At 73.9% G+C, this 25,996-nt stretch carries 27 protein-coding genes; 17 read left to right on the forward strand and 10 right to left on the reverse strand.

Annotated elements, in window-relative coordinates:
- Positions 1 to 74: 74 nt before the first annotated feature.
- A complete protein-coding gene (locus tag ABD54_RS03855) occupies positions 75 to 467 on the reverse strand; it encodes a MerR family transcriptional regulator (RefSeq protein WP_047868026.1) in 393 nt (130 codons plus the stop codon).
- Between the two features lie 61 nt (positions 468 to 528).
- Between ABD54_RS03855 and ABD54_RS03860 the strand changes: the two genes are divergently transcribed.
- Together ABD54_RS03860 and ABD54_RS03865 are read left to right on the forward strand one after the other, a co-directional pair.
- Positions 529 to 1,632 carry an alkene reductase gene (locus ABD54_RS03860; RefSeq protein WP_047868027.1) on the forward strand — a complete coding sequence of 368 codons (1,104 nt, stop codon included), beginning with the start codon at positions 529 to 531 and terminating at the stop codon, positions 1,630 to 1,632.
- A gap of 375 nt (positions 1,633 to 2,007) precedes the next feature.
- A complete protein-coding gene (locus ABD54_RS03865) occupies positions 2,008 to 2,934 on the forward strand; it encodes a CPBP family intramembrane glutamic endopeptidase (RefSeq protein WP_235431969.1) in 927 nt (308 codons plus the stop codon).
- 11 nt (positions 2,935 to 2,945) lie between these two features.
- Here ABD54_RS03865 and ABD54_RS03870 read toward each other — a convergent pair whose 3' ends face one another.
- Positions 2,946 to 3,560: a TetR/AcrR family transcriptional regulator gene (locus ABD54_RS03870; RefSeq protein ID WP_047868029.1), complete on the reverse strand. Its 615-nt coding sequence runs from the start codon at positions 3,558 to 3,560 to the stop codon at positions 2,946 to 2,948.
- A 141-nt stretch (positions 3,561 to 3,701) separates the two neighbouring features.
- Here ABD54_RS03870 and ABD54_RS03875 point away from each other — a divergent pair, with 141 nt between their 5' ends.
- Together ABD54_RS03875 and ABD54_RS03880 are read left to right on the forward strand one after the other, a co-directional pair.
- A complete protein-coding gene (locus ABD54_RS03875) occupies positions 3,702 to 4,334 on the forward strand; it encodes an FMN-dependent NADH-azoreductase (RefSeq protein ID WP_047868030.1) in 633 nt (210 codons plus the stop codon).
- 137 nt (positions 4,335 to 4,471) lie between these two features.
- Complete coding sequence (locus tag ABD54_RS03880; protein WP_047868031.1) at positions 4,472 to 5,389, forward strand: MerR family transcriptional regulator; 918 nt, start codon at positions 4,472 to 4,474, stop codon at positions 5,387 to 5,389.
- A 380-nt stretch (positions 5,390 to 5,769) separates the two neighbouring features.
- On the opposite strand, the gene ABD54_RS03885 is transcribed toward ABD54_RS03880, so the two are convergent.
- Entirely contained in the window at positions 5,770 to 6,321 is a 552-nt protein-coding gene (locus ABD54_RS03885) for a lytic polysaccharide monooxygenase auxiliary activity family 9 protein (protein WP_047868032.1), read from the reverse strand.
- Between the two features lie 769 nt (positions 6,322 to 7,090).
- On the opposite strand from ABD54_RS03885, the gene betT reads away from it, so the two are divergent.
- Positions 7,091 to 9,289, forward strand: a complete 2,199-nt coding sequence (gene betT / locus ABD54_RS03890) for a choline BCCT transporter BetT (RefSeq protein ID WP_047868033.1) — start codon at positions 7,091 to 7,093, stop codon at positions 9,287 to 9,289.
- A gap of 287 nt (positions 9,290 to 9,576) precedes the next feature.
- Entirely contained in the window at positions 9,577 to 11,787 is a 2,211-nt protein-coding gene (locus ABD54_RS03895; protein ID WP_047868034.1) for a discoidin domain-containing protein, read from the forward strand.
- A gap of 59 nt (positions 11,788 to 11,846) precedes the next feature.
- Here the strand turns inward: ABD54_RS03895 and ABD54_RS03900 are convergent, their stop codons facing one another.
- The 3 genes from ABD54_RS03900 to ABD54_RS03910 are packed head-to-tail and all read right to left on the reverse strand — an operon-like array spanning position 11,847 to position 14,802.
- Positions 11,847 to 12,866, reverse strand: a complete 1,020-nt coding sequence (locus ABD54_RS03900; protein ID WP_047868035.1) for an ABC transporter substrate-binding protein — start codon at positions 12,864 to 12,866, stop codon at positions 11,847 to 11,849.
- Positions 12,863 to 13,651, reverse strand: coding sequence for an ABC transporter ATP-binding protein (locus ABD54_RS03905; RefSeq protein ID WP_047868036.1), 789 nt, complete (start codon positions 13,649 to 13,651; stop codon positions 12,863 to 12,865). Before ABD54_RS03905 ends, ABD54_RS03900 begins: the two co-directional genes overlap by 4 nt.
- Positions 13,651 to 14,802 (reverse strand): iron ABC transporter permease, encoded by a 1,152-nt coding sequence (locus ABD54_RS03910; protein ID WP_047868037.1) that lies wholly within the window; start codon positions 14,800 to 14,802, stop codon positions 13,651 to 13,653. The genes ABD54_RS03905 and ABD54_RS03910 overlap by 1 nt, the downstream gene beginning before the upstream one ends.
- A 465-nt stretch (positions 14,803 to 15,267) precedes the next feature.
- On the opposite strand from ABD54_RS03910, the gene ABD54_RS03915 reads away from it, so the two are divergent.
- The 5 genes from ABD54_RS03915 to ABD54_RS03935 all read left to right on the forward strand — a co-directional run bounded on the left by ABD54_RS03915 (position 15,268) and on the right by ABD54_RS03935 (position 19,514).
- The gene (locus ABD54_RS03915; protein ID WP_200904038.1) at positions 15,268 to 15,927 is read left to right on the forward strand and encodes an HNH endonuclease family protein; all 660 of its coding nucleotides are present in this window, start codon (positions 15,268 to 15,270) and stop codon (positions 15,925 to 15,927) included.
- 250 nt (positions 15,928 to 16,177) lie between these two features.
- Positions 16,178 to 17,446, forward strand: coding sequence for a beta-ketoacyl synthase (locus ABD54_RS03920; protein ID WP_047868038.1), 1,269 nt, complete (start codon positions 16,178 to 16,180; stop codon positions 17,444 to 17,446).
- Entirely contained in the window at positions 17,443 to 18,654 is a 1,212-nt protein-coding gene (locus ABD54_RS03925) for a beta-ketoacyl synthase N-terminal-like domain-containing protein (protein WP_047868039.1), read from the forward strand. The genes ABD54_RS03920 and ABD54_RS03925 overlap by 4 nt, the downstream gene beginning before the upstream one ends.
- A 121-nt stretch (positions 18,655 to 18,775) precedes the next feature.
- Positions 18,776 to 19,036, forward strand: coding sequence for an acyl carrier protein (locus ABD54_RS03930; protein WP_047868040.1), 261 nt, complete (start codon positions 18,776 to 18,778; stop codon positions 19,034 to 19,036).
- Positions 19,037 to 19,040: 4 nt separating this feature from the next.
- Positions 19,041 to 19,514 (forward strand): SRPBCC family protein, encoded by a 474-nt coding sequence (locus ABD54_RS03935; protein WP_047868041.1) that lies wholly within the window; start codon positions 19,041 to 19,043, stop codon positions 19,512 to 19,514.
- A 226-nt stretch (positions 19,515 to 19,740) separates the two neighbouring features.
- Here the strand turns inward: ABD54_RS03935 and ABD54_RS03945 are convergent, their stop codons facing one another.
- The 3 genes from ABD54_RS03945 to ABD54_RS03955 form a co-directional block, all read right to left on the reverse strand.
- Positions 19,741 to 20,607 carry an LLM class F420-dependent oxidoreductase gene (locus ABD54_RS03945; RefSeq protein ID WP_047868043.1) on the reverse strand — a complete coding sequence of 289 codons (867 nt, stop codon included), beginning with the start codon at positions 20,605 to 20,607 and terminating at the stop codon, positions 19,741 to 19,743.
- Between the two features lie 223 nt (positions 20,608 to 20,830).
- Positions 20,831 to 21,400: a TetR/AcrR family transcriptional regulator gene (locus ABD54_RS03950; protein WP_047868044.1), complete on the reverse strand. Its 570-nt coding sequence runs from the start codon at positions 21,398 to 21,400 to the stop codon at positions 20,831 to 20,833.
- 81 nt (positions 21,401 to 21,481) lie between these two features.
- Entirely contained in the window at positions 21,482 to 21,808 is a 327-nt protein-coding gene (locus ABD54_RS03955; RefSeq protein WP_047868045.1) for a multidrug efflux SMR transporter, read from the reverse strand.
- Between the two features lie 171 nt (positions 21,809 to 21,979).
- On the opposite strand from ABD54_RS03955, the gene ABD54_RS03960 reads away from it, so the two are divergent.
- From ABD54_RS03960 to ABD54_RS03975, 5 genes are all read left to right on the forward strand, one after another.
- Positions 21,980 to 22,348, forward strand: coding sequence for a multidrug efflux SMR transporter (locus ABD54_RS03960; protein WP_047868046.1), 369 nt, complete (start codon positions 21,980 to 21,982; stop codon positions 22,346 to 22,348).
- Positions 22,349 to 22,410: 62 nt separating this feature from the next.
- Positions 22,411 to 22,614, forward strand: coding sequence for a hypothetical protein (locus ABD54_RS03965; protein WP_047868047.1), 204 nt, complete (start codon positions 22,411 to 22,413; stop codon positions 22,612 to 22,614).
- 115 nt (positions 22,615 to 22,729) lie between these two features.
- Entirely contained in the window at positions 22,730 to 22,894 is a 165-nt protein-coding gene (locus ABD54_RS28275; RefSeq protein ID WP_160313072.1) for a hypothetical protein, read from the forward strand.
- Positions 22,891 to 23,472, forward strand: a complete 582-nt coding sequence (locus ABD54_RS03970) for a GNAT family N-acetyltransferase (protein WP_047868048.1) — start codon at positions 22,891 to 22,893, stop codon at positions 23,470 to 23,472. The genes ABD54_RS28275 and ABD54_RS03970 overlap by 4 nt, the downstream gene beginning before the upstream one ends.
- 104 nt (positions 23,473 to 23,576) lie before the next feature.
- Positions 23,577 to 24,068, forward strand: a complete 492-nt coding sequence (locus ABD54_RS03975) for an FBP domain-containing protein (RefSeq protein WP_047868049.1) — start codon at positions 23,577 to 23,579, stop codon at positions 24,066 to 24,068.
- A gap of 235 nt (positions 24,069 to 24,303) precedes the next feature.
- Here the strand turns inward: ABD54_RS03975 and ABD54_RS03980 are convergent, their stop codons facing one another.
- Positions 24,304 to 24,498 (reverse strand): DUF1918 domain-containing protein, encoded by a 195-nt coding sequence (locus ABD54_RS03980; protein ID WP_013155254.1) that lies wholly within the window; start codon positions 24,496 to 24,498, stop codon positions 24,304 to 24,306.
- 190 nt (positions 24,499 to 24,688) lie between these two features.
- Between ABD54_RS03980 and ABD54_RS03985 the strand changes: the two genes are divergently transcribed.
- Positions 24,689 to 25,822, forward strand: a complete 1,134-nt coding sequence (locus ABD54_RS03985) for an ABC transporter ATP-binding protein (protein WP_047868050.1) — start codon at positions 24,689 to 24,691, stop codon at positions 25,820 to 25,822.
- The last annotated feature ends 174 nt before the right edge of the window (positions 25,823 to 25,996 follow it).

Below are 25,996 nucleotides of genomic sequence, written 5' to 3' on the forward strand. Positions count from 1 at the left end.
TGCCAGCGGGCCGTGACCGCGACAGGCTGGGCTCCCCCCCCCGAGCTCCCGGCGTCCGCGGGCGGAAGGCCCCGTCAGCGGCGGCCGGTGGGGGAGCCCTCCCCGGTCCCGTCGCCCCCGGCGGAGGCGATGACGTCGTCGAGCAGCTCCCGGGAGCGCCGCAGGTCGGCGATCATCCGGTCGATGCGCTCGCGCTCGATCCTCAGTTCGCGGACCAGGTCGGCGTCGGCGATGGCGGCGGGCACGCCGTCGGCGCCGCGCATGCACGGCAGCAGCGTCACCATCTTGGCGCTGCACAGGCCCGCCGCGTACAGCTCCTGGATGCGAACCACCCTGTCCACCGCGGCCTCGGCGTACTCGCGGTGCCCGCCCGCGGTGCGCTCGGAGGCCAGCAGGCCCTGCTGCTCGTAGTAGCGCAGCGAACGCGGGCTCACCCCGCTGCGCCGGGCCAGCTCACCGATGCGCATGACGCACCTCACGTTCCTCGCGCTTGAATCTGACACCTGTGTCAACTCCTACGGTATCCGCATGAACGCCAAGGAAACAGCGTCCCCGCTTCTCAGCCCCGCGCGCCTCGCCGACACCGACCTGCCCAACCGGCTGGTGATCGCCCCCATGACCCGCAACCGCGCCGAGCCCTCGGGCACCCCGAGCGAGCTCATGGCCGAGTACTACGCCCAGCGGGCCTCGGCCGGTCTGATCATCGCCGAGGCCTCCACGCCCAGCGGGGTCGGGCGCACCTACCCCGACACCGCCGCCCTGTACCGCCCCGAGCACACCGAGGGCTGGCGGCGGGTCAACCGCCGCGTGGCCGAGGCGGGCGGGCGCATGTTCGCCCAGATCCAGCACGGCGGCCGCGTCGGCCACCCCGACACCAGCGGCCTGACCCCGCTGGCGCCCTCACCGATCGCCCTGCCCGGGACCATCCACACCCCCGGCGGGCGCCGACCCGCCGTGACACCCCGGCAGATGGACCGGGACGACATCGCCGCCACCGTCGCCGACTTCGCCGCCGCCGCCCGGCGGGCCGTGGAGGCCGGGTTCCTGGGAGTGGAGGTGCACGCCGCCAACGGCTACCTGCTCCACCAGTTCCTGACCCCCGGCACCAACCGGCGCCGGGACGCCTACGGCGGCAGCCCCGGGAACCGGATGCGCTTCGTCCTGGAGGTGGTCCGGGCCGTCGTCGCCGAGATCGGCCCCGACCGCGTCGGCGTGCGCGTCTCGCCGGGCAACACCGCCAACGGCGTCGCCGAGACCGAGGAGGACATCGCCGCCCTCTACCCGGAACTGGCCACCCGCCTGGACGCCTTGGGGCCCGTGTACCTGCACGTGGCCTTCGCCGACCCCGACAGTTCCGTGTGGAAGCGGATCCGCTCACGCTGGTCGCGCACCCTGATCGGCAACCCGGTGCTGCCCGGCGGGGGGATTCCCGCCGACGGCGGCCGGGCCGCCGCCGAGCGCATGCTCCGGGCCGGGGCCGACCTGGTCGCCCTGGGCAGGCCCTTCCTGGCCAACCCCGACCTGGTCGAGCGCATCCGCACCGGGGCGCCGGTCAACCCGGTGCGCGACAGGTACCTGATGTACGTGGGCGGGGCCACCGGCTACACCGACTACCCGGCGCTGGGCGGCTGACCCCCGCGTCCGGCTGTCCCGGCGCCCAGCCGGTCCCCGCACCCGACCGCCCGACCGCCCGGCTCCGCGACGGTGGCGGACCTGCGCGGGGCGCCCGTCGTCGGCCACCCGCCCGTGCCGCCGGGATCCGTCGGCACATGACATCCGTCATGCCGTTCCCGTGCGGAGTGCGCGGAAAACCCGTGACCGGTGACACTCCGTCACGGCTCCGCTCCGGCCTAGGTTCGGAGCATGAACTCCAACGACGACCGTCACCACGCCTGGTCGGCACCTCCGCCGGCCGACGCCTTTCCCCCCGCTCCGGACGCGTACCCGTCAGCCGGTCCGTCCGGGCACCGTTCGCGCCGCCGGGGCCCGCGTCCCGTCCCGCCGGGGGTGGAGTACCACCGCATGCTCGCCGGGGACAAGCGCCGCGTCCTGCGCGGCGTCCTCGCGATCGTGCTCCTGCTCGTGGGGCTGTTCGCCATCAGCTACGCCTTCGCCGAGGCCTCCGCGTTCGTGGACGGGCAGATGGGCAGGACCAACCCGGCGGCGGGCGGCACCGACTACACGCCGGTGTACCACGCCTCGGGCATGCTCGGACTCGCCATGCTCATCCCGTTGAGCATGCTCATCCAGCGGCTGCTCTACGGAGTCAGGGGGGCCTCCCTGCACTCGGTGCTCTCGCGCTTGCGATTCGGAGTGCTCGGCCGGGCCCTGCTGTTCATCGGCCCCTTCTGGCTGATCGCCGTCACCGTCATGAACGTCTGGACGCCCCCCGTCCAGAAGGACTGGCCCTTCGCCGACCTGGTCGCCATGTTCGTCCTCACCCTGCTGCTGGTCCCCCTCCAGGCGGCCGGTGAGGAGTACGGCCTGCGCGGGCTGGCCTTCCAGGTCGCCGGGAGCTGGAGCCGTGGGCCGAGGGTGGGGCTGGTCCTCGCCGTCGTCGTCTCCAGCCTGCTGTTCACGACCATCCACGGCGCGGGTGACCCGTGGATCAACATCTGGTACTTCCTGCTCTCCCTCAGCCTGGCCGTCATCACCTGGCGCACCGGCGGGATCGAGATCCCGATCGTCATCCACGGGCTGCTCAACACGCTCACCTTCCTCATCTGCATCGTCCTGCAGATCGACCTCGGCGCCTCCGTCATGGACCGGTCGGCGGGCACCGGGTCGCCCATCATGCTCGTGCCCGCCGTCACCGCCGTCGTGATCGCGCTCGTGGTGTGGGCGCGCACGCGCAGGACGGGGCCCGCCCTGACCCCCGGGCCCGTCCGGACCCACCAGGGCGCGCGGTCCGCCCGGGTCCCGGCCGGGGGGTGAGGAGTGGTCGCTCAGCCCCCGAGGAGGCGTTCGACCAGGAACCGCCAGCCGTCGATCAGGGGGTTGGGGGCGTCCGGCTCCGGAGGGGCGGCGACCTCGTCCGTCGACATGTACAGCACCAGGGGGCCCTCCAACGCGGCGGTCAGCTGCACGGAGAGGCCGTACCGCCGGTCCGCGGGCAGACCGGCCAGGCCCAGGAGCATGCGGATGTGGGGCTGGGTCATACCGGCCGCGCCCGCCGGCACCGGCAGGGAGCGGTCCACGGCGGCCCGGGCGATCGCGTGGTGCTCCAGCAGGAAGGGGATGCGGGCGCACCCGTAGGCGACCAGGCGCTCGGCGGGGTCGGCGCCCGGTCCCAGCGGCGGCGGTCCGGACAGCACCTGTTCCTGGAAGCGGCGCTCGGCGTCTTCGAGCAGGGCCACGAAGATGCCCGCGCGACTGCCGAAGCGGCGGAAGACGGTGCCCTTGCCCAGCCCCGCGCGTTCGGCGAGGCCGTCCATGGTCACCTGCCGTGTTCCGTGTTCGGCGATCATCGCGCGGGCCGTTTCCAGCAGGCGTTCGCGGTTGCGCGCGGCGTCCGCGCGTTCGCCGCGCTCCTTCCCGAAGGGCACCAGGGGAGAAGTCACACGGACAACCTACCCCGGGAACATTAAACGGGGTAAAGTCCGTTTATAGTGGTGCGAGGGTCACCCGGACGGCTGGACCGTCCGGCCGTGTGGCCGTGCTCCGCGTACCGCGAACCCGAACACCCTTGGGGGAAGAGCCCGATGAACCTGTTCCGTCTGGACGCCAGCATCCTGCCGAACGCCTCCAGCAGCGCCGAGATCGCCGACCGGGTCGAGGCCGAATGGGCCGCCGCCCACCCTCGGGGCGCCGTCAACCGCCGCAACCTGGGCACCGACCCGCTGCCCGCCGACGCCTGGGCCCTGGCCACCATCGGCTCCGGTACGGACGAGGCCGACCGCGCCCCCGAACAGGTCCGGGCCCTGGCCCTGGCGGCCGAACTGGTCGCCGAACTCCAGGAGGCCGACGCTGTGGTCCTGGCCGTGCCGCTGTACAACTTCGGCGTCTCCCAGCACTTCAAGGCCTGGGCCGACCTGGTCATCGCCGGAGCGGGCCCCGCCAACCCGCTGCTGAAGGGCACCCCCACCGTGCTGGCCACCACCCTGGGCGGCGGCTACGGCCCCGGCACCCCCCGCGAGGGCTGGGACCACTCCACCCCCTACCTGGAGCGCGTCGTCGGCGACATCTGGCAGGCCGACCTGACCCTCATCAAGCGCGAACTCACCCTGGCCGCGACCACGCCGGGCATGGAGGCCCTCAAGGACCTCGCCCAGCAGGAGCACGACCGGGCCCTGGCCAGCGCCGAAGAGGCCGGTCGGGCGCTCGCCGCGCGCTGACGGCCCGGACGCCGTCGCCCTGTCGAGGCGCGGCCGCGGCGTCGGCGCGGGGCGGGGTGCGCGGGGTTGCGCCTTCCGTAGCGGCATGTGGTCTGTTGGACCCACGTCCAGGTCCCCTGAGGAAAGCCACCCCGCTCATGCACCTGTCCTTCACGCCGCCCCGCCGGGTCAAGATCGGTGACGCGGCGGCCTTCGCCGGCAGCACGCCGCGGGCCATCCGCCACTACCACGAGATCGGCCTGCTCCCCGAGCCCGAGCGGGGCGCCGACGGCCGCCGCCGCTACGGGTACGAGGACGTGATCCGCCTGCTGTGGATCCGCAGGATGGCCGACGCCGGGATCGCCCTGGACGACATCCGCGACTCCCTCACCACCGGCACGGCTTCCGCCGGTGCCGGTGCCGACGCCGACGGCGGGGACGGTATCGCGGGCGTCCTGGAGCGGTTGGAGGAGAGCCTCGCCGAGCAGGAGGCGGAACTGCGGCGGCAGCGCGCCGCCGTGCGGCGGATGCGCGCCGAAGGCAGCCGGGCGGGCCTGCTCTCCGACTTCGTCACCGAACGCCTCAAGAGCCTGCCCGAGGGCTCCCTGCGCCAGGCGGACCTGGACGACCTGCTGGTCACCGAGCGGGTCTTCGGCCCGCTCGGCGCGGCCGTCCGGGTCGGCCGCCTCATCGCCCTGGCCACGCGTCCCGCTCTGCGGGAGGAGTCCGACCGCCTCGACGGCGCCGAGGCGGCACTCGACGACGGCGTCGCAGTCGACGATCCGAGGGTGGCCCGGGTGGCCGCCGAACGGCACGCCTTCGAAAGCGCCCTGCACGCCGTCATCGAGGAGTCGGGCCCGGGGGAGGAGGACGACGCCCTCTTCGACGCCTGGGAAGCTCTGCACCCCGCTCCCGCCGATGACGGCGGGACGGAGCCCGGCTCCGGCAGGCGGGAGCCGGGCTCCATGAGCGCGTTCGAAGCCTTCGGCAGGATGCCCTACGACTTCTCCCCGGCCCGGCGACGCTGTATGGAACTGGCCGGGGAACTGTCCGCCCGGGACTCGCCCGCCGCCTGAGACACGGCCCGGACGCCGGTCCGGGGCGGAGAGCCCGTGACCGGGCCCGGGACGCGGCCCGCCCGGGCCCGGCGGCGTCGCGGACGCCGTGCGATCCGCCGGGCCGGGCGGGCCCACTGGCAGACGGGCCCCAGGGTCTGTTTTTTGGACGGGCCTCAGCTTGTGGGGGTTCGGTTCGGGCGCCCACGGGGTTCTGGAGGTGGCGGAGGCGGGTTCCCTTGGGAGAACTGCGCCGTAGGCGTCGGTTGTGGGTGGTGGCGGGCGACGGGTGGGCACGAGCGAACCCGCCGGAGACACCGCTGTGCCTGCTTCAACCCGATTCCCGTTCTCCGGGCGCCCGAACACGGACCGAAGCGGAGCGGAGGTCCAGAAAACACTGGCTAGGCGCGGATGTTGACGTCCACGCAGGCGTAGAAGGCGTTACCGGTGTCGGCGACGTTCCACCTGGCCAGCAGCGTGTGCCGTCCGCTGTACCCCGACAGGTCCACGGTGTGGCTGAACGACCACGGCGGACGGGCGCCGTGGTCGTCGAACACGGCCACCCGGTGGTTGCCGATGAAGTACTCCCAGGTGGAGGTCGAGTGCGCGGCCGTGATGGTCCACTCGAACGTCTGGACGCGGCCGACGTCGGTCACCCGCCAGCCCCGGCTGTCGTCGTTCAGCTCGGCGAAGCGGCCGACGCCGCCGTTGCACTGCATGAGCCCCTTGGGGCCCTCTACGCTCTGCGGCTCCCACTGGATGCCGCCGCACTGGACGATGCCAGCGGCGCACTGGGCCTGGCGGCTCATCGGGTTGGAGATGTAGCCGTGGGCGTTGGCCGTGCCCGCGGGCATGAGGCCGAGGAACAGGGTGGTGGCGGCGGCCAGCGCCGCCGCGGTGCGGAGCCGGTGCCGGTTGCGGGGGCGGGGGGTGTCGGACTTGGGGTTCGGCATGTGCGGGTCCTTCGGTCATGGATCGCGCCCCGGCGCGGGGCCGGGACGGTGGCGGGAATCCGTCGGGGGAGGCCCGGGCCGGTACCTGCCCGGGGCGAAGGCGAGCGCTCGCGACTGCGGAGGGAGGGCCGCGGGCGCCGAGCCCCTGGGGACGCGGCGCCCGGAGTCCCTCTGCAACAGGGGTTTCCCGCTCGGAGAGGCCGGTAAGCGGGCCGTGGCCAGGAGTCGTGTCCCCGGGCCGGGGCGGGGCGCGGGGGCCGACCGGACCGGCCGCAGGACCGGTCGGGTCCGCTCGCCGGGCGGTACGGGAGGGACCGCCGGACACGTGCGGACGGGAGCTGGAAGGACCCGGCCCCGCCGCGCGTGCGGTCCGCACCGGCCGGAGGTGGACCAATCCCGGCGCGGAGGGGAGGCGGCATTAGACCTCACCCGGAGGCCACTGTTTCCTTCCTTCTCCTTCCTTTTCCCTTCCCGGAGCCGATTCCTCCCACGGTTTTCGGAACCGCGTTCGGCCCGGGCCCCGGGCCCGCCCGCCGTTCCCGGCCTGCGCCCCGACCGCCGCCGACGTCCCCGGCCGGCCGCCCGCCCGCCGCCGATCCCGGGCGCACCGCCGCGCCACGCCGCCGTTCGTGGGGTGCCCGACCCCGGACGGGCGATCCGTGAGTATGGCGCCGTTGAACGTCCGAAACCGGTGACCCGGTGATCCGCCTCCCGTCGGCGCCGTCCCCTGGGAGCCGCTCCCGGTACCGCACGAGCGAGAGGTGACACGGTGGCCACCGACGGAGGGCAGTACCGTCCGGACCGCGAACCGGAACCGGGAGCCGTACCGGACCCCGAGACCGGACCGGACCCGGAGACCGACCCGGAGCCGGGAACCGCACCGGAGACCCCCGAAGGGGCGGAGCACGGCCCGAGCCGCCTCAAACCGGTCGTGTTCTACGGCTCGTCCGTGCTGATCGTCGCGCTCTCGGTCTGGGCGATCGTCGCGCCCGCGCACGCCGGGGACACCATCGGCGCCGTCGTGGGGTGGATCTCCGAGGTGTTCGGCTGGTACTACTTCCTCGCCACCACCCTCTACCTCGGGTTCGTGGTGGTCATCGCGCTCTCCCGCTACGGCAGGGTCAAGCTCGGCCCCCAGCACTCCAAACCCGACTACGGGGTGTTCGCGTGGGCGGCCATGCTGTTCGCGGCGGGCATCGGCATCGACCTGCTGTTCTTCTCCGTCTCCGGGCCGGTCAGCCACTACCTGGCGCCGCCCGAGGGGGACGCGCAGACCATCGAGGCGGCCCGGCAGGCCGTGGTGTGGACGCTCTTCCACTACGGCGTGACCGGGTGGGCGATGTACGCGCTGATGGGCATGGCCCTGGGCTACTTCTCCTTCCGCTACCACCTGCCCCTGGCCATCCGCTCGGCCCTCTACCCGCTGATCGGCAGGCGCGTCCACGGCCCGGTAGGCGACGCGGTCGACCTGGCGGCCGTCATCGGCACCATCTTCGGCATCTCGGTGTCGCTCGGCATCGGCGTCGTGCAGCTCAACTACGGGCTCGACTTCCTCTTCGGCGTCCCCGAGGGCGTCGCGGCCCAGCTCGGCCTGATCATCGTCGCCGTGCTCGTGGCCACGATGTCGGCGGTGGCGGGCGTGGACCGGGGCATCCGGCGGCTGTCCGAGATCAACGTCGTGCTCGCCGTCGTCCTGATGCTCTACGTGCTGGTCTTCGAGGACCCCCTCTACCTGCTCAACGCGCTCGTCCTCAACATCGGCGACTACCTCAGCCGCTTCCCCTCCATGACGCTGAACACCTTCGCCTACGACCCGCCGACCGACTGGCTCAACGCCTGGACGCTGTTCTTCTGGGCCTGGTGGATCGCCTGGGCCCCGTTCGTGGGGATGTTCCTCGCCCGGATCTCGCGAGGCCGCACCATCCGGCAGTTCGTGGCGGCGACGCTGGTGGTCCCGCTCCTGTTCACGCTGACCTTCCTGTCCTTCTTCGGCAACAGCGCGCTGAGCGTCGTGCGCGGGGGAGACGCCGCGTTCGGCGAGACCACCGTGAACCAGCCCGAACAGGGCTTCTACGCGCTGCTCGCGCAGTACCCGGGCGTCCTGTTCAGCGCCGGGCTCGCGACCGTCGTCGGGCTGCTCTTCTACGTCACCTCCGCCGACTCCGGCGCGCTGGTGATGGGCAACCTCAGCTCCCACCTGCCGACACCGGTCACAGACGCCGCCCCGTGGCTGCGCGTCTTCTGGTCGGCGGCGACCGGCCTGCTCACCCTCGCCATGCTCCTGGTCGGCGGGGTGGACACGCTGACCAGCGCGACCATCATCATGGGGCTGCCGTTCTCGTTCGTGATGTTCGTGATCATGTGGGGCCTGTTCAAGGCGCTGAGGGTCGAGAAGTTCCGGGCTGACGCCTTCCGGACCACCCTGTCCTCTTCGCTGTCGGACCGGACGGCGGTCGACCGCCGGGGGCCCGAACGCAACTGGCGTCAGCGGATCAGGCGTGCGGTGAGCTTCCCCGGCAGGCGGGCGGCCGAGCGGTTCGTCCGCGACGTGTGCCGCCCGGCGTTCCGGGACGTCGCCGAGGAGCTGCGTGAACAGGGCGCGGAGGCGTCGGTGACCGAGGGGGTCGACGAGGCCGTCGGCATCGCCTACCTGGAGCTGCGGGCGCCGATGGGCGAGGAGGAGGAGTTCAGCTACCGGGTGTGGCCGATGGAGGTGCCCACCCCCGCGTTCGCCATGCGCTCGCTCGCCGAGCACGACACCTACGTGCGCTTCGAGGTCTACCTCACCGAGGGCAGCCAGGGCTACGACGTGATGGGCTACACCAAGGAGCAGCTCATCGGCAACATCCTCGACGAGTACGAGCGGCACCTGGAGTTCCTGCGCCTGCACCGGGAGGCGACCTCGGGCTCCGCGCTCCCCGACCACGGGCCGGGCACCGCCGACGCCCAGGACACCGGGGAGCGCTGAGACCGTTCGCCAGCGGGCACCGGGTCCGGTCAGGCCGGAGGTGTCTCCGTCGTGGCGCAGCCGTTGTGACGCAAGGGTTTCGACCTGCGGTGAACCTGCGCTCGTAGCGGGTCCGGGCGGTCGTACCCCGCCACGGGCGCGGGACCGCGACGGACGGGCCGGGCCGCACGGCTGGGAGCGGTATCCGGGAGGCGTCCGAAATGTCGGGCCGCACGCGTAGCCTCTTCGCGGATCAGCGGGCGGCGCCCCGGCCGCCCTCCCCGAACCACCTCACCGCAGGAGCCTCCATGCACGAGCACCCGACCGTCCGCGCCTTCCGCACCGAGAGGCAGCGGGCCGGGACGGGGGAGTGGTCGCCCGACCACCGGCTGGTGGTCGGTTTCGAACCGGGCGGGGCCGTGCCGCTGGCCCAGCTCGGCTGGCGCGACCTCGACGGCGCGGAGGCGGTGGCCGGGTTCGACCCCGCCATGACCGCGTTCACCGGCACGCGGACCACCGCCGACGGCGCCTCCCACGCCTGGCGGGGGCGGCTGGTGGAGCTGCTCACCGACCGCCCCGTCCACAGGTTCGCCGTCGGGGGCGCGGACGGCGGGGAGGAGCTGCGGCTGCTCATCGAGGACGGCGGCTCCCCGGCCGCGCGGATCACCTGGGCCGACCGCGAGGGCGGCGGCGGCGCGGTCGCCCTGCGCACCATCGACCTGGCGGAGGCCGGGAGCGGGCAGGAGGCCACCGGCGGGGTGCGCGAGGTGCGGGCGGGCAACGAGCACACACGGGCGGGCGAGGTCGCCGCCAACCTCCTCGACGACACCTCCTCCAAGTGGCTGAGCTGGCGCGACGCCGACTGGCTGGAGTTCACCACGGCCGAGCCCGTCAGCGTCCGGCACTACGTCCTGGTCTCGGCCGACGACTTCGCCGACCGCGACCCCCGGGACTGGACGCTCAAGGGGTCGGCGGACGGCCGGACCTGGGTCGTGCTCGACACCCGCTCCGACGAGTTCTTCCCCGGCCGCCACCACGCCCGCGACTTCCACGTCACCGACCCGGCGGCGGACACCCCCTACCGGCACCTGCGGCTGGAGATCACCGGCAACTGCGGCGGCTCCGAGATCCAGCTCAACCGGGTGCGCTTCTTCTCCGAGGGGCGCACCTACGAGGCGTTCGACGGGCACCGCTACACGGCGGGCGGCGCGCCCTCCCCGTACGGGGGGATCGCGCGCGACCTGTCGGACCGCGTCCCGGCCACCGTCGAGCAGTGGCGGGCCTACCTGGCCGGGTACAGCGCGGACATGCTGCGGGTCCTTACCGCGGACGAACTCCCGGGGACCACCGCGGAGCAGCGCGCCGCCTCCTGGCTGGGCTGCGACGGCGCCTCCGAGGAGCGGATCGCGGAACTTGAGGGGCGGCTCGGAAGGCGGCTGCCGCCCGGCTACCGCGCCTTCCTGGAGGCCTCCGACGGCTGGGGGCCCGCGAGCACGTTCGTGTACGGCCTGCGCTCCACCGCCGCCGTCGGCTGGGCGGCCGACCTGGAGGACGAGTGCGGTGTGGACGAGTCCCTCGCGGCGGGGGAGGGCGGTCCCGTCGGACCGCTGCTGCTGGTCTCGGCCGAAGGGGACGCCCAGGACTGGGTGCTGGACGCGGGCGACGTCTCCCCCGACGGCGAGTGGGCCGCCTACACCTGGTCGAGCTGGAACCCCGGCCCGGGCGAGCGCCACCGCTCCTTCGCCGACCTCGTGGCCGCCGAACGCGCCTCGTTCGAGGAGCTGCTCGGCGCGGAGGGGCGCCCGGTACACCCGGAGGGAGCGCTCGAACTGCTGGCGAGGGGCCGCCGCGCCGCGCTGGAGGGCCGGGTGGAGGAGGCGCTCGGCGCCCTGCGCCGGGCCAAGGAGAAGGGGTCGGGCGCCGCCGCCTACCTCGAAGTCGTCCTCGCGGCCTTCCTCGACGTGCGGGGGGCGCACCACAGGCTGCGCGGCCTGCTGCACCGCCCCCACGTGGTCGCCGAGGTCGGCGCCGGGCGCATCGAGGCCGAGGCGGTGCCGCTCTACCTGCACAGCGCCGGTCTGGACGCCCCGGGCGGCGCGGCCTACGCCGAACGCGCCCTGGCCGGGGCCGTGCCCGGCCTCGACCTCCCCTCCGACGGGACCGGGCGTCGGGAGTGGCTGGCCTCCCGGCGGCTGCCGGAGCCGCCCGCCTTCGAGCGCGCCCTGGACACGGCCCGCGAGCTGGCCGCCCGCGGCGCCGCCGACGAGGCCTGGGCCGCCATCGAGGGGGCCCTGCCCGGGTGGTACCCCCTGGAGCCGAACCGGATCGCCCCGGTGGTCCTGCTCACCGACCCCGCGCTCCGCGAGGTCGTCACACCCGCCCGCGCCCGGGAGGCGGCGTTCACCCCGCGCGGCCTCCCGGGCGCCGCCGGGGAGGCGGTGAGCCGGGCCCAGGGCCCGGACGGACCCGCCGCGTCCGGGGGCTCCGGCCGGGTCCCGGCCCGCCGCGACACGCGCTGACCGACCCGTGCCCGCCCGCGCCGTCCCGGGACGGGGGGAGCGGCGCGGGCGGGCACGGATCAGCCCTGTTCCAGCTCGCGCAGGTACTCGGCGAACTTCTCCAGGCCGTCGATGTTGCGCGGACCGGAGATGCCCTCGTTGTAGTCCAGGACGAAGAAGTTCTCCTCGACCACCGCCGGGACCTCCGACATCGCGGGGAAGGAGCTGAGGAAGTCGATCTTCTCCCGCGCGGGCTGGTCGCCGTAGTCGAGGATGATGACGACCTCCGGCTCGGCCTCCACCACCGCCTCCCAGCCGACCTGGGTCCAGCGCTCGTCGAGGCCGGCGAAGATGTTCTCCCCGCCCGCGTGGCTGATGATGTCGTTGGGCGGGACCTGGCTGCCCGCGGTGAAGGGCTGGTCGGTGCCCGAGTCGTAGAGGAACACGGGGACCGGGTCGCCCGTGGGTGCCTGCTCCTCCACGGCGGTCACCCGCGCCCGGTAGCCGGTGACGAGCTCCTCGGCGCGGTCCTCGACGCCGAAGATCTTCCCCAGCCGCTCCAGGTCGGTGTACAGGCCCTCGAAGGGGGCGGCCTCCTCGGGGTGCCCCGGGTAGTTGAAGCAGGACTCGGTGTGCATGAAGCTCTGGACGCCGAGCCCGTCCAGGATCTCGGGGGTGATGCCCCGCTCCTCGCTGAACCCGGAGTTCCACCCGGCGACGACGAGGTCGGCCCCCGCGTCCACGACGAGCTCCCGGTTGAGCAGGTCGTCGCTGAGGAACTCCACCTGTGCGTACTCCTCGGCCCAGGGCGACTCCTCCACCGGCGGGTTGGCGGGGGGCATCACGTACCCGTGCACGTGGTCGGTGAGCCCGAGGGCGAACAGCTTGTCCGCGCTCCCGGCCTCGTAGGCCACGGCCCGCTGCGGGGTGGTGTACTCCACCTCCTCTCCGCAGCGCCGCACGGTGACAGTGCCCGAGGCCGAGGCCTCCTGCCCTTCCTCCACCTGGGCTCCGCACCCGGCGACCAGGACGGCCACGGCGGTCAGGGGGAGCAGCGAGCGGTGGGACGCGCGGGTCCCGAGGGGTGTCCGGTGTGTCACTGGAGGCCTTTCTCGACGGCGGGGAGCAGCCGGTACAGCAGCTGGGGGTCCCCGGTCAGGGGATGGGGGACGACGGAGGCCTCGATACCGAAGACCTCCAGGAGCAGGGCGGGGGTCAGGACCCGGTCGGGAGCGCCCGCGGCCACCAGACGGCCCTCCCGGAGCACGCCGATCCGGTCGCAGGCCGCCGCGGCCAGGTTGAGGTCGTGCAGGACCACCAGGACGGTCAGCCCCGAGTCCCGCAGCAGGGACAGCAACGCGATCTGGTGGCGGATGTCCAGGTGGTTGGTGGGCTCGTCCAGGACCAGCACGCTGGGCTCCTGGACCAGGGCGCGGGCCACCAGCACCCGCTGGCGCTCGCCCCCGGACAGCTCCATGACGCCCCGGTGGGCCAGGTGGGCCACCTCCAGGCGCTCCATGGCCCGGCGGCACAGCTCGCGCTCGCGCGCGTCGAGCGGCTGGTTGCCGCGCAGGTGCGGGGCGCGCCCCAGGGCGACGACCTCCTCCACCGTGAAGTCGAGGTCGGTGCCGCTCTCCTGGGTCAGGGCGGCCACCCGCTGCGCGTTCTGGCGCAGGCTCAGGGAGGACAGGTCCTCGTCCCCGACCCACACCGTTCCGCCGCTGGGGCGCAGCGCCCGGTAGACGCAGCGCAGGGCCGTGGACTTGCCCGAGCCGTTGGGGCCCACCAGCCCCACGACCTGGCCTTCGGGCACGTCCAGGGAGAGGTCCTGCACGATCTCGGCGCCGCCGAGTTCGACGGACAGCCCGTCCAGGCGCAGGTCCATCATCGTCCTCCGAACAGGTAGCCGCGGCGGCGCATGAGGCCGAGGAAGACCGGTACGCCGATCAGGGCGGTGATGACGCCCAGGGGGAGTTCGCGCGGGGCCACCACCACGCGGGAGAAGAGGTCCACCCAGACCATGAGGACCGCGCCCAGCAGCGGGGCGACCGTGAGCACGCGCCGGTGGTCGGCGCCCACCGCGATCCGCACGATGTGCGGGATGACCAGGCCGACGAAGCCGATCGCGCCGCTGACGGCGACCATGGCCCCGGTCATGACCGCGGTCACCGCGAACAGGACCTTGCGCTGCCGTGCCGCGTCCACGCCCAGGCTCGCCGAGGTCTCGTCGCCTAGGGCCAGCACGTCGAGCGGGCGCGCGAGGCCGCGCAGCAAGAGGATTCCCAGCACCACCACGACGGCCACCACCGGCAGGGAGCTCCAGGTGGCCGCGCCGAAGCTCCCCATGGTCCAGAAGAGCACGGTGGCGGTGGCTTCGCTGCTCGGCGCCAGGTAGACGATCACGCTCATCACGGCCTGGAAGCCGAAGGAGAGCGCCACCCCGGTGAGCACCAGGCGCAGGGGGGTGACCCCCGTGGGGGAGCGGGCGATGAGGTGGACGAGCAGCGTCGCGCCCAGCGCGCCCAGGAAGGCCCCGGCGGAGACCGCGTGGATGCCGAGCGCGGACAGCGCGCCCAGCACGCTGACCAGCACCGCGCCGACGGAGGCGCCGGAGGAGACGCCCAGGATGTAGGGGTCGGCGAGGGCGTTGCGGACCATGGCCTGGACGGCCACGCCCACGACCCCCAGACCGGCGCCGACGACGGCGGCGAGCAGGACCCGGGGGGTGCGGATCTGCCAGATGATCTGGTAGCGGACCACCTCGTCTGCCTGGATCGCGCCCCCGCTCAGGGCCGCCCACAGGTAGCGCACCGTCTCGGCCGGCGGGACCACCGCCGAGCCCAGGCCGATGGCCAGCACCGCGGAGACCGCGAGGAGGACGCCGAGGACGGCCGCGGCGGTGGCCGTGCCCGCCCGTGTGGCCAGCCATCTGACCCCGGCCGGGCCGGACCGCCCCGGCGTCGCGCTCTCGGGCGCCGCGCCGTCGGATGCCGCGCCGTCGGGCGCCGGGCGCGTACCGCCGGGCGGGAGGGACACTTGCCGCACCTGGTTTCTCCTCCCGCTGGGTCAGCAAAAACGATAATGGTTTTCATATTAGGGCAAAGACGGTTCCGTCGGAACTGCCGGGGGCGGATGCGTGCGCACCGCGACCCCTTTGTCCGGAACCGGCCTTGGCGTGCGCGCCGGGCCGAGCGGCTGGGCTGGTGCGCGCGGAGGCCGCCTCCGCGGGGCCGTGGGTCCCGACCTGGGCGGGGGTCGTCCCGCCGCCGTTCGCGGGACGCGGCGGGCGGCGGCGGGCCCCTGCTCGGCTTCGGTCGATAGCGCCTGACCGGAAGGCCGTGGACGGCAGAACCGATTCCGGTGCACCGATGTCCCGGACTCTCCCGTAACGCCCCGGTGCGCTCCGCGGTCCGCGGTGGGGCCGGTCGCTCGGGGGTTACCTGTTCCTACTCTCCGGAAACGTTCGAATACGATAAGTAGTCGAATCCGAAGGGGGCTCGCGTGCGCGTCACCGTGGGCATCACCGCCGCCGTCCTGTCCGCCGCCGTGCTGGCGCCCGTCACCGCGTCGGCGCACGCCGCCGCGCACGCCGCCGAGGCGGTCCCGCTCGCCGTCGCCGCGGCCGGTCTGCCCGTCACCGACGAGAACCGGCAGGGGTACGACCGCTCCCTGTTCCCGCACTGGACCGACACCGACCGCGACGGCTGCAACACCCGCGCCGAGGTCCTGATCGAGGAGGCCGTCGTCATGCCCGAGGTCGGTGAGCGGTGCCGCCTGAGCGGCGGGCAGTGGGAGTCCTACTACGACGGGCGCGCGCACACCGAGGCCCGCGCCCTGGACATCGACCACATGGTGCCCCTGGCCGAGGCCTGGGACTCGGGCGCCTCGGAGTGGACCACGGACCGTCGCCGCGACTACGCCAACGACATGGGCGAACCGGTCGCGCTGGTGGCGGTCACCGCGGCGCAGAACCGCTCCAAGGCCGACAAGGACCCCGCTCAGTGGCTGCCCGCCTCGGCGGAGGCGCACTGCCGCTACGCCACCGAGTGGACCACGGTCAAGGTCCGCTGGGCCCTGACGGTGGACCCGGCCGAACACGAGGCGCTCGTCGCCCTCGCCGCGGAGTGCCCCGACGCCGTGGTCGAGACCGAGGCGGCCTGACCCGCCCGGGAGGCGGAAGCTGGCTGGCCAGGTGGTGCCTGGGAGCGCGTTCATCGCCGGGGCCGCTGGCTCAGCGTGATACACACGCTACCGAGCGTGAACGTGAAAAGGAAAGCTGCGTTCTCTACATCCCTCAGAACATGTGGAGGAAACACCGCATGACCCTGCCCTGTCACAACCCCGCAGTGGGCGCGAGAGCGGCCCCCGCCCCGGACCCGAGCCGGGCCCGCGACCTCCCCGGGGAGGCGCAGTGAGACGCGAGGCAGTCGTCACCGGCATCGGCGTGGTGGCACCCGGAGCGATCGGCGCGGCCGCGTTCTGGGAGATGCTCACGGCGGGACGCACGGCCACCCGCCACGTCACCCTGTTCGACGCGTCCGACTTCCGCTCCCGGATCGCCGCCGAGGTCGACTTCGACCCCGCCGCGCACGGGCTGGACGAGCGCCAGGCCGAACGCATGGACAGGTACGTGCAGTTCGCCGCCGTCGCCACCGCCGAGGCGCTGGCCGACAGCGCCCCGCCCCTGTCCGAGGTCTCGCCCTGGCGCGTGGGCGTGAGCATGGGGACGGCGGTCGGCGGCACCACCCGCCTGGAGAGGGACTACGTCGAGATGAGCCGGGGCGGCGCCGACTGGGTCGTCGACCCCGAGGCCGCCTCGCCCCACCTGTACCGGGCGGTGACGCCCAGCGCCCTGTCGGGGGAGATCGCCGAACTGGTCGGCGCGCGCGGACCGGTGCGCACGGTCTCCACCGGCTGCACGTCCGGCCTGGACGCCGTCGGCTACGCCGCCCAGGCCATCGAGGACGACCTCGCCGACGTGGTCGTCGCGGGAGCGGCCGAGTCGCCGATCTCGCCCATCGCCATGGCCTGCTTCGACGCCATCAGGGCGACCTCGGACAGCAACGACGACCCCGCGCGGGCCTCCCGGCCCTTCGACCGCGAGCGCAACGGCTTCGTCATGGGCGAGGGCGCGGCCGTCCTCATCCTGGAGGAGGCCTCCGTCGCCCGCCGCCGGGGCGCGCGCATCCGCTGCCGGGTGGCGGGCTTCGCCAACCACGGCAACGCCTTCCACATGACCGGCCTGCGCCGCGAGGGGCAGGAGATGGCGCGGGCCATCACCACCGCCCTGGACCAGGCGCGGCGCCCCGTCACCGACGTGGACTACGTCAACGCCCACGGATCGGGCACCGTGCAGAACGACCGCCACGAGACCGACGCCGTCAAGCGCTCGCTGGGCGAGCACGCGCGGAGGGTGACCATGTCCTCCATCAAGTCGATGGTGGGGCACTCGCTGGGTGCGATCGGCTCCATCGAACTGGCCGCCTGCGTGCTGGCCATGGACACCGGCGTCGTGCCGCCGACCGCCAACCTGAGCACGCCCGACCCCGAGTGCGACCTTGACTACGTGCCGGTGACCGCCCGCGAGCGGCGCACGGACGTGGTGCTCTCCGTGGGCAGCGGCTTCGGCGGCTTCCAGTCCGCGGTCGTCCTGGACCGGGGCAGCGAGGTGCGCGTATGAGCACGGTCATCACCGGACTCGGCACGGTCTCGCCCGCGGGGGTGGGCGTGCCGGAGTACTGGGAGGCGGTCCGGGAGGGGCGCTCGCTCCTCGCGCCGATCCCCGACTTCGACACCGACGGCTTCCACGTGCGCGTGGGCGGGAAGATCCCCGGCTTCGACCCGCGCGACCACCTCGACGGCCGCTACGTCGTCCAGACCGACGCCTTCAGCTGGTTCGCTATGGTCGCGGCCGGCGAGGCCCTGCGCGACTCGGGGCTGGACCCTGCCGCCGACCCCTACGCGATCGGTGCGCTGATCTGCAGTTGCACGGGCGGAGTCGAGTTCGGCCAGCGCGAGATCGAGGCCCTGTGGAGCAAGGGGCCCGACCACGTCGGCCCCTACCAGTCCATCGCCTGGTTCTACGCGGCGAGCACCGGACAGATCTCCATCAGCAACGGCCTCAAGGGCATGTGCGGGGTGCTGGTCACCGACGAGCCGGGCATGCTCGACGCCCTGGGCCAGGGCGAACGGGCCCTGCGGCGCGGGACCTCCGCGATGCTGGTCGGCGGCAGCGAGGCCCCGATCGGCTCCCCGTTCGCGCTCGCCTGCCACGCGGGCGCCGAGGTCCTGAGCCGGGGCGAGGACCCCCGTACGGCCTACCTCCCCTTCACCGAGGGGGCGGCCGGCCACGTCCCGGCCGAGGGCGCGGCCGTCGCCGTGGTGGAGGACGGGGCCGCCGCGCGGGCGCGCGGCGCCAGGATCCGGGCCGAGGTCGCGGGGCACGCGAGCACCTTCGGCGGGGTCGGATCGTTCGACCCGGGCGGGGCCGGACTCCTGCACGCGGCGCGGGAGGCGATGCGCCGGGCCGCCGTCGCCCCCGGGGACGTGGACGTGGTCTTCGCCGACGCGGTGGGCACGCCCAAGGCCGACGCCGACGAGGCCGCCGTGCTGCGCGAGCTGTTCCCCGGCGGGGTGGCCGTCACCGCGCCCAAGACCGGCTTCGGGCGCGCCTACGCCGGGGCGGGCGCGCTGGACGTGGCCGCCGCGGTCCTGAGCCTGGAACACCAGGTCGTGCCGCCCACGCCCAACGTCCCCGACGCCCCCAGCGGCCTGGACCTGGTCGTGCGGGTGCCGCGCGCCGCGCGCCTGCGCACCGCGCTGGTCCTGTCGCGCGGCCTGGGCGGCGGCAACTCCGCCGTCGTCCTGACCCGCCCCGATCCGGCCTGACCCGATCCGGCCCGACCCGGGCCGGGCCGGCGAACAGACCCGCACCCGGAACGCGGACCGACACGTGAGGCGGCACGCGCGCCGGGACCCGAACCGACACACGAGATTCCTGAGGAGACCCATGTCCGACAGACACATCGAGATGGAGGAGCTGGTGGAACTCATGTCCGCCTGCGCCGGTGTCCGGACCGACGCCGCCACCGCCTCCACGAGCACCTTCGACGAACTGGGGATCGACTCCCTGGGCGTCATGGGCATCGTCGCCGAGATCGAGCGCCGTGTCGGCCGCAAGCTCGGGGCGGACGCCGAGGCGGCGCCCTCCCCGGACTCGCTGGCCGCCCTCGTCAACGGGGGCGCCGCCGCCCCCGCGAAAGGAATGTGATCCCGTGCCCGGAAGCATCGAGCACAGCGTCGTCATCGACGCGCCCTACGACTTCGTCTGGGACCTGACCAACGACGTCGCCTCCTGGCCCCAGATCTTCACCTGGCACTCCTCGGTGGAGGTCCTGGAGCAGGACGGCGACACCACGCGCTTCCGCGTCACCAAGAACCCCGACAAGCAGGGGCGCGTGTGGAGCTGGGTGTCCGAGCGCACCGTGGACCGCGAGGCGGGGGAGGCGTGGTCCCACCGCGTCCAGACCGAGGGCTTCGAGTACGTGCGGATCCACTGGAACTACGAGCAGGTGCCGGAGGGCGTGCGTCTGACCTGGAGCTACCAGTTCGCGATGAGGCCCGACGCGCCCTTCGACGACGAGCAGATGACCGTCAAGTACAACCAGAACGTCCCGACCGAGATGGAGCACATCAAGAAGAACGTCGAGGCGGCGGCGCGGGCGCGGATGGAGGAGGCCACCACCTGAGCAGCGCCCGCTGACCGGTGCCCGCCGCGGCCGGGGCCGCCCCCGTGCTCCGCGCGGGGGCGGCCCCGGCCGCCTTCACCCGGCGGGGCGGGAGGCGGGCCGCAGGCGGGGGCCCCGGGAGAGCGGACCTCCCCCGGGTTTGCCCCACCCGCCGGTTGGTGGAGTGCGGACCGGGGCCGGGCGCGCCGCACGCGGATCTGCGGCACGGGCGCCGGAACCGCCCGGTTCAGGCGTCCGCGACCTCCGGCAGGACGGAGCCGAACAGCTCGACCGCGCGGCGGGGGTCGGAGAACCCCTGGCCGTACACGTAGGCGACCGAGAACCCGGTCGCGGCCAGCTCCAGAAGCTGACGGACCAGAGCGTCCCGCGTGGTGTCGGGGGTGACGGAGAAGGTCGTGGTCCTCTCGATCCGGTCGTAGTCGCGCCCCAGGTCCTCGCAGTGCCGACGGAGCACGTCGAGCTTGTGCGCCGCGTCCGGGCCGCCGAAGATGTTGCACGCGTCCGCGTACTGGGCGACCATGCGCAGCGTCTTGCGCTCCCCGCCGCCGCCGATCATCAGGTACGGGTGCGGTGCGGAGATGTTCTGCGGCGAGTTGAGGGTGCGCTCCAGCGTGTGGTGCCTGCCCCGGTAGGGGCCCTCGTCCCCGCCCCACATCTGGAGGCAGATCTGGACCGTCTCCTCCAGGCGCTCGAACCGCTCCGCCGTGGTCGGGAACGGGATGCCCAGGCCGTGCGCCTCGTCGGCGTACCAGGCGGCCCCGACGCCCAGCCCGGCGCGCCCGCCGGACAGCGTGTCCAGGGTGCTGATCTGCTTGGCCAGCACACCCGGTTCGCGGTACACGGCCCCCGTGACCAGGGTGTGCAGGAGGACCCGGTCGGTGTGCGCGGCCAGGAAGCCCAGGGTGGTGTACGCCTCCAGCATGGCGTTCTCCTGCGGGCCGATGTCCCCGCCCATCTGCCAGAAGTGGTCCATCACCGTGAGCCGCGAGACGCCCGCGGCCTCGGCGGCGCGGGCGGTGTCGGCGAGCGTGGGGCCGATGGCTGGCGTGCCGCCGTCCCAGGTGAAGTCGGCGACGTGCATACCGAGTTCCATGTGTCCTCCTCGACGCGTGCCCGGAGGGTCCCGGACGGGCCCAGTCTGCTGCCTGCGCCCCGTGCGTGCCGGTGTGTGACACGGCCCGGGACCGGGTCTCCCGGGAAGGGCGCCCGGTCCGCGCCGAGCGCGCGGTGCCCGAGGCGGGCGGGCGGCTCCGGATGCGTGTGGCGCCCGACGCGGGAGTGGGGCGCCGGACGCGAGTGGTGTTCGGGGTGAGCGGTCAGCGCCGGGTGCGCAGGGTGTGGCGCAGGACGGCCTCGATCTCGCCCACGGTGGGGGTGTCCCCTCCCAGCAGCACGCGCGCGCACAACCCGTCCGACACCGAGGGGAAGGCCTCAACCGCGACCGGGTCGTCGGTGTGGCGCCGGGCGATCTCGGTGAGGGTTCGCCGCCAGCGCAGGGCCATGGGGCGCAGCGCGGGGCGGCGCGCGGCGAGCAGCGTCAGCTCCCGTTCGGCCAGGGCCCGGCGGCGGTCGGGACCGGCGGCCTCGGCGATGAGCTGGGCCAGGGTCGCGAGGTCGTCGCCGTCGGCGTCCATGACCCGGCGCAGTTGGGCGATGTAGGAGTCCGAGGCCACGGTCAGGGCGGCCACGAGCAGGTCGTCCAGGGTCGCGAAGTAGTAGGCCACCGAACTCGCGGGCACCCCTGCCTCCCCGGCGACCGTGCGGTGGGTGGCACCGGAGACCCCGTCGCGTTCGATGACGCGCAGGGCCGCGGCGATGATCGCCTCCCGCTTGCGTTCGCCCCGAGCGCGGCGTCCGTCGACCCGCGCGCCGGTCGTTCGCGTCATCTCCGCCTCCAGGGCCGCGTGCTGCTCGGCTCGCTGGAGTCTAGCAGCGCGCGCTCCCGGAGTGCGGGCGGACGACGGCCCTCAGGCCGCCCCGAGCTGCAACAACACCACCCCGAGGGTCGCGAGGCCGATGCCCGCGGACTGGGTGCGCGTCAGCCGGTCTCCGAGGAGGAGGGAGCCGGCCAGCGTGACGGCGACGACGCCCGCGGCGGCCCAGACGGCGTAGGCGACCCCGAGGTCGAGCCCTTCGAGGAGCGCCAGTGAGAACAGGTAGTAGGCGCCCAGGACCGAGGCGACCGTCAGCGCCGTCGGCAGCGGGCGGGTGAACCCGTCGGAGTAGCGCGTGGCGAGGGCTCCGACCACCTCCAGGGCCACGGTCCCGGCGAGGAGGGCGTAGGCGGTCAGCATGTTTCCTCCCAGATGTCTCGCGTCGGAGCAGAGCCTCACGCAAAACGAACGATAGTTCAACTAGTTATGATCAGGGCGGCATTGCTTGTGCTCTAGGCCATGGGATATAAGTTGAACTATCGTTCATATAAATTCGGGGCACATGGGTCCCGTGATGCGGAGGGGTACGCCATGGCCTGGTTCTTCCTGGTCGCGACCATCGCGACCGAGGTGCTCGGGGCGTTCGCGACCCGCGCCTCGGACGGCTTCACCGCCCCCGTCCCCACGGCGCTGGCGGTCGTCAGCGTGGTGGGGGCCTACTACCTCTTCTCCCTCGCGCTGCGGCGCGGGATGCCCGTCGGGGTCGCCTACGGGCTGTGGACGGCACTGGGCGTGGCCGCCGTGGCGGCCCTGGGAGTCGTCCTGCTCGGGGAGGCACTCACCTGGCCGCGGGCGGGCGGTCTGCTGCTGGTGGCCGTCGGCACGGCGTTCCTCCAGGCGGGCGGACGGGAGGAGGGGGAGCGGGCCGCCGCGGGACCGACCCCCGGGCCCGGGGAGTGACCGGCGGCAGCGCGTCCTAGGATGGCCCGCATGCCTCCTCTCCAACGCACCGCAACACTCCGGTGAAGGCCTCCTCGGTCGTCTCCTTCACCGCCTTCGTGGCCGTGTTCGTCCTCTCGCGCCAGGCCTCGCGCCGCTTCATGGCCGAGACCGCCGAGTTCTCCGGCTTCGTGCTCGAAGCCGCCTCGTTCGCGGTCTCGCTGGCCCTGGCCGGGCTGGCCTCCGGCGCGGTCCTGTACACGGCCCGCCTCTTCCAGCGGGACTGACGCCCGGTCGGTTCCGGGAGGGGGCATCACGCGCCGGGTGCCCGCGGATAACGGGAAAGTCCCAGTACACGGCGGTGACGGCCGTACGGGAGGGTCGGAACCTAGACTTTCCCACGTGGCAGCGGAGAAGGCGCACGGGGACGTGCGCGGTGCGGCGGACGGCACCCGCGACGCGCACCAGGACGCACGCGGCGCGGCCGGGAAGGCGCGCGGTGCCCTCCTCCACGCGTACGGGGACCGCGACCCCGCCGCCGCCCGCACCCGGCGGGAGCGCCCGTGACCGGCTCCCACCGCGGAGACCGCCGCGGCGACGCACCGGGGAACCCGGCCGACCCGGCCGGACCGACGGGCCCGTCCGGTGCCCGCCTCACGCGCAGGCTGCGCCTGGACCCCATCGGCCCCGAGCACGCCCGCGAACTGTGGCGGCTGCACCGGGACCCCGGCGTCGCCCGCTGGTACGGCGGCAGGTGGACGCGGGGGGAGGCATGGGAGAGCGCCCTGCACATGGAACGCGCCTGGGAGACCGACGGCGTCCACAAGTGGATCGCGCACGACCGGTGGACCGGCGAGCTGGTCGGGCGCGGCGGCCTGTCCCGCGCCGTGGTGGACTCCCTGTGGTGCCTGGAGGTCGGCTGGGCGATCCGCGAGTGCTTCTGGGGGCTCGGCTACGCCAGCGAGATCGGCCGCGCCGGCCTGGAGTTCGCCTTCCGCGACCTCGGCGCGGACGAGGTGGTCTCCTTCACGGAGGTGCACAACCTCCGCTCCCGCGCGGTCATGGAACGGCTCGGGTTCGGCTACGCGCGCGAGATCCGCCACGGGGGAGAGCCCTTCGCCCTCTACCTCATCAGACGCCCCTGAGACGGCGCGGACGCCGGGTACGGGGGTTTCGGCCCGCACGGGGACGGTCCGCCGCTCCGCAAAAACGTTGCCCGGGCCCGACCTGCGGCGTTAGCGTCCCTCCCATGAGAGCTTTGACTGAGCGGGACATCCGGACGTCGTTCGTGAACTGCTCGAAGGGGGAGGCGCAGCGGCTCTCACTGCCGCGCGACCTGGACCGGCGCCCGTGGGAGGACCTGGACTTCCTCGGCTGGCGCGACCACACCGCGCACGAACGCGCCTACCTGGTCACCGAGCGCGGCGACCGGCTCGTCGGCGTGGCCTTCCGCCTGTCCAACGTCCGTGCCGGGCTGCGCCGGAGCATGTGCTCGGTGTGCCTGACCACCCACCCCGGGCGGGGCGTGGCCCTGCTGGCCGCGCCCAAGGCGAGGCGCGCCGGCAAGGACGGCAGCACGGTGGGCCTGTACATGTGCACCGACTTCGCCTGCTCGCTGTACATCCGCGGGAAGAAGGAGCCCGAGCAGGGAGGGCGCTTCGAGGAGTCCCTCACCGTGGACGAGCAGATCGCCCGCGCCTCGGCCAACCTGGGCGGCTTCCTGGACCGGCTGTCGGCCTGACCCGCGGGCGGGCCCCGGACACCACGGCGGCGGGCGCCGCGCCCGCCGCCGTCCCGCGTGTCCGACGCGTCGCGGGCCGCCGCCTGACCCGCTCCCGGGGGCCGGGGCGTCTCCGCTGCCCCGGCGGCCCCGTGAGTTCCGGTGGTCCGGTCAGCTCCTCCGGCTCCCCCCAGCCCAGCGGGCCTCCCCGCGCCCCGTACGTCCCGGGTACCCGGACCGCCCCCTCCGGCGCCGCTCAGTCCACCGGGTGCCGGGGCTCCACCACCGTCTCCGGCCCGGGGTAGACGAGCCGCTCCTCCCCGTCCGGGAACCGCACCACGTACGGCGGCCCGTCGTCGGCGCCGCGTACCTCCACGATCTCCCCGACGTGCTGACCCTCAGTGCTCACGACCCCGTGCGTACGCACGTAGTCGCCGATGGACGCCCGCATGACCTCTCCCCCCGTTCGACCGGTTGGCCGTCACCCACGGCACCTACCCGAAACGCCGGTCCGGCGAAACGGCCCCCTCGGGCGCCGGGTAGGCACAAGTGCGTATCCGGTCCCCGACGAACCACAGATGCGGGCCCGGGGCCCCTCTTCCTAGCGTGGTGCACCACGAGAGCGGAAGAGAGGGGAAAACGTGCTCACGGTGCGCGAACTGACCAAACGCTACGGGGGGAGGACGGCGGTGGACGGGCTCACCTTCACCGTCGAACCCGGGCGGGTGACGGGATTCCTGGGGCCCAACGGCGCGGGGAAGTCCACGACCATGCGGATGATGCTGGGTCTGGCCCGGCCCACGTCGGGGGAGGCCCTGGTCAACGGGCGGGAGTACGGGCGGCTGGACCGGCCGACGCGGCGGGTCGGCGCCCTGCTGTCGCCGGACGCCGCCCACCCCGGACGCAGCGCCCGCGCCCACCTGACCGCGAAGGCGGCGGGCGGCGGGATTCCGAGGAGCCGGGTGGACGAGGTGCTGGAGGAGGTCGGCCTGACCGGCGTCGCCCGCCAGCGGGTGCACGGGTACTCCCTGGGCATGCGCCAACGGTTGGGCGTCGCGGACGCGCTGCTGGGGGACCCGGGGGTGCTGCTGTTCGACGAGCCGGTGAACGGGCTCGACCTGGACGGCGTGCGTTGGATGCGCGACCTGACGCGGCGGCTCGCCGACGAGGGGCGCACCGTGTTCGTCTCCAGCCACCTGATGAGCGAGATGGAGATGGTCGCCGACCACCTGGTCGTGGTGGGCCGGGGGCGGCTGATCGCGGACGCGCCGATCTCCGAGGTGATCGCGGCCTGGTCGCGCACGCACGTGCTGGTGCGCAGCCCGGACGCCGCGAGGCTGCGGGAGGGGCTGGAGCGGCTTGGGCCGTCGGTGCGGACCGAGGCGGTGGAGGACGCCCGGGACGACAGGGGTGTTCGGGGAGTCGGGCAGGCCGGTGACGCCCGTGACGGCGATGGCGTCCGGGACGGCGACCGCAGCACCGGTCTGAGGGTGTTCGGGCTCGGCGCGGCGGAGGTCGGTGACCACGCGCACGCGGTGGGCGCGCGGGTCCACGGGCTCCGCTTGGAGGAGGCCTCCCTGGAGGAGGCCTACCTGGAACTGACCGGGGACGCCGTCGAGTACGGCGCCCGTTCCGGACCCGCGGTCTCGGGCCGGGACGCTTCTGGGAACGCGCCGGGGGACACGGGACCCGCCGCCGGGAACCCGGCGTCTGCCGAGAGCACCCCGGGACCGGCCGGGCCACTGCGCCGCACGGGACCTAGGAGGTCCCGGTGAACCGGTGGCATGGGGAAGGGGCGCGAGCCCGGGGCGGGAGCCGAAGCGGACGGGACGACAGGGGTGAGGAGAGCATGACGGGTGTGTCCAGGGCGTTCGGTGCCGCGAGTGCGGAGGAGGGCTCCGGAACCACCGCGAGCGCCAGGGGAACGCGGCGGGCGGCGGGGACGGCGA

The organism is Nocardiopsis sp. RV163 (assembly GCF_001029525.1).
GTDB classification, from domain to species: domain Bacteria; phylum Actinomycetota; class Actinomycetes; order Streptosporangiales; family Streptosporangiaceae; genus Nocardiopsis; species Nocardiopsis dassonvillei.

Excerpts from the sequence above, each read along its gene's own strand:
- ABD54_RS03855 (WP_047868026.1), bottom strand. The coding sequence starts at position 467 with ATGCGCATCGGTGAGCTGGCCCGGCGCAGCGGGGTGAGCCCGCGTTCG.
- ABD54_RS03860 (WP_047868027.1), top strand. The coding sequence starts at position 529 with ATGAACGCCAAGGAAACAGCGTCCCCGCTTCTCAGCCCCGCGCGCCTC.
- ABD54_RS03875 (WP_047868030.1), top strand. The coding sequence starts at position 3,702 with ATGAACCTGTTCCGTCTGGACGCCAGCATCCTGCCGAACGCCTCCAGC.
- ABD54_RS03880 (WP_047868031.1), top strand. The coding sequence starts at position 4,472 with ATGCACCTGTCCTTCACGCCGCCCCGCCGGGTCAAGATCGGTGACGCG.
- ABD54_RS03885 (WP_047868032.1), bottom strand. The coding sequence starts at position 6,321 with ATGCCGAACCCCAAGTCCGACACCCCCCGCCCCCGCAACCGGCACCGG.
- ABD54_RS03895 (WP_047868034.1), top strand. The coding sequence starts at position 9,577 with ATGCACGAGCACCCGACCGTCCGCGCCTTCCGCACCGAGAGGCAGCGG.
- ABD54_RS03905 (WP_047868036.1), bottom strand. The coding sequence starts at position 13,651 with ATGGACCTGCGCCTGGACGGGCTGTCCGTCGAACTCGGCGGCGCCGAG.
- ABD54_RS03925 (WP_047868039.1), top strand. The coding sequence starts at position 17,443 with ATGAGCACGGTCATCACCGGACTCGGCACGGTCTCGCCCGCGGGGGTG.
- ABD54_RS03930 (WP_047868040.1), top strand. The coding sequence starts at position 18,776 with ATGTCCGACAGACACATCGAGATGGAGGAGCTGGTGGAACTCATGTCC.
- ABD54_RS03945 (WP_047868043.1), bottom strand. The coding sequence starts at position 20,607 with ATGGAACTCGGTATGCACGTCGCCGACTTCACCTGGGACGGCGGCACG.
- ABD54_RS03950 (WP_047868044.1), bottom strand. The coding sequence starts at position 21,400 with ATGACGCGAACGACCGGCGCGCGGGTCGACGGACGCCGCGCTCGGGGC.
- ABD54_RS03955 (WP_047868045.1), bottom strand. The coding sequence starts at position 21,808 with ATGCTGACCGCCTACGCCCTCCTCGCCGGGACCGTGGCCCTGGAGGTG.
- ABD54_RS03960 (WP_047868046.1), top strand. The coding sequence starts at position 21,980 with ATGGCCTGGTTCTTCCTGGTCGCGACCATCGCGACCGAGGTGCTCGGG.
- ABD54_RS03975 (WP_047868049.1), top strand. The coding sequence starts at position 23,577 with ATGAGAGCTTTGACTGAGCGGGACATCCGGACGTCGTTCGTGAACTGC.
- ABD54_RS03980 (WP_013155254.1), bottom strand. The coding sequence starts at position 24,498 with ATGCGGGCGTCCATCGGCGACTACGTGCGTACGCACGGGGTCGTGAGC.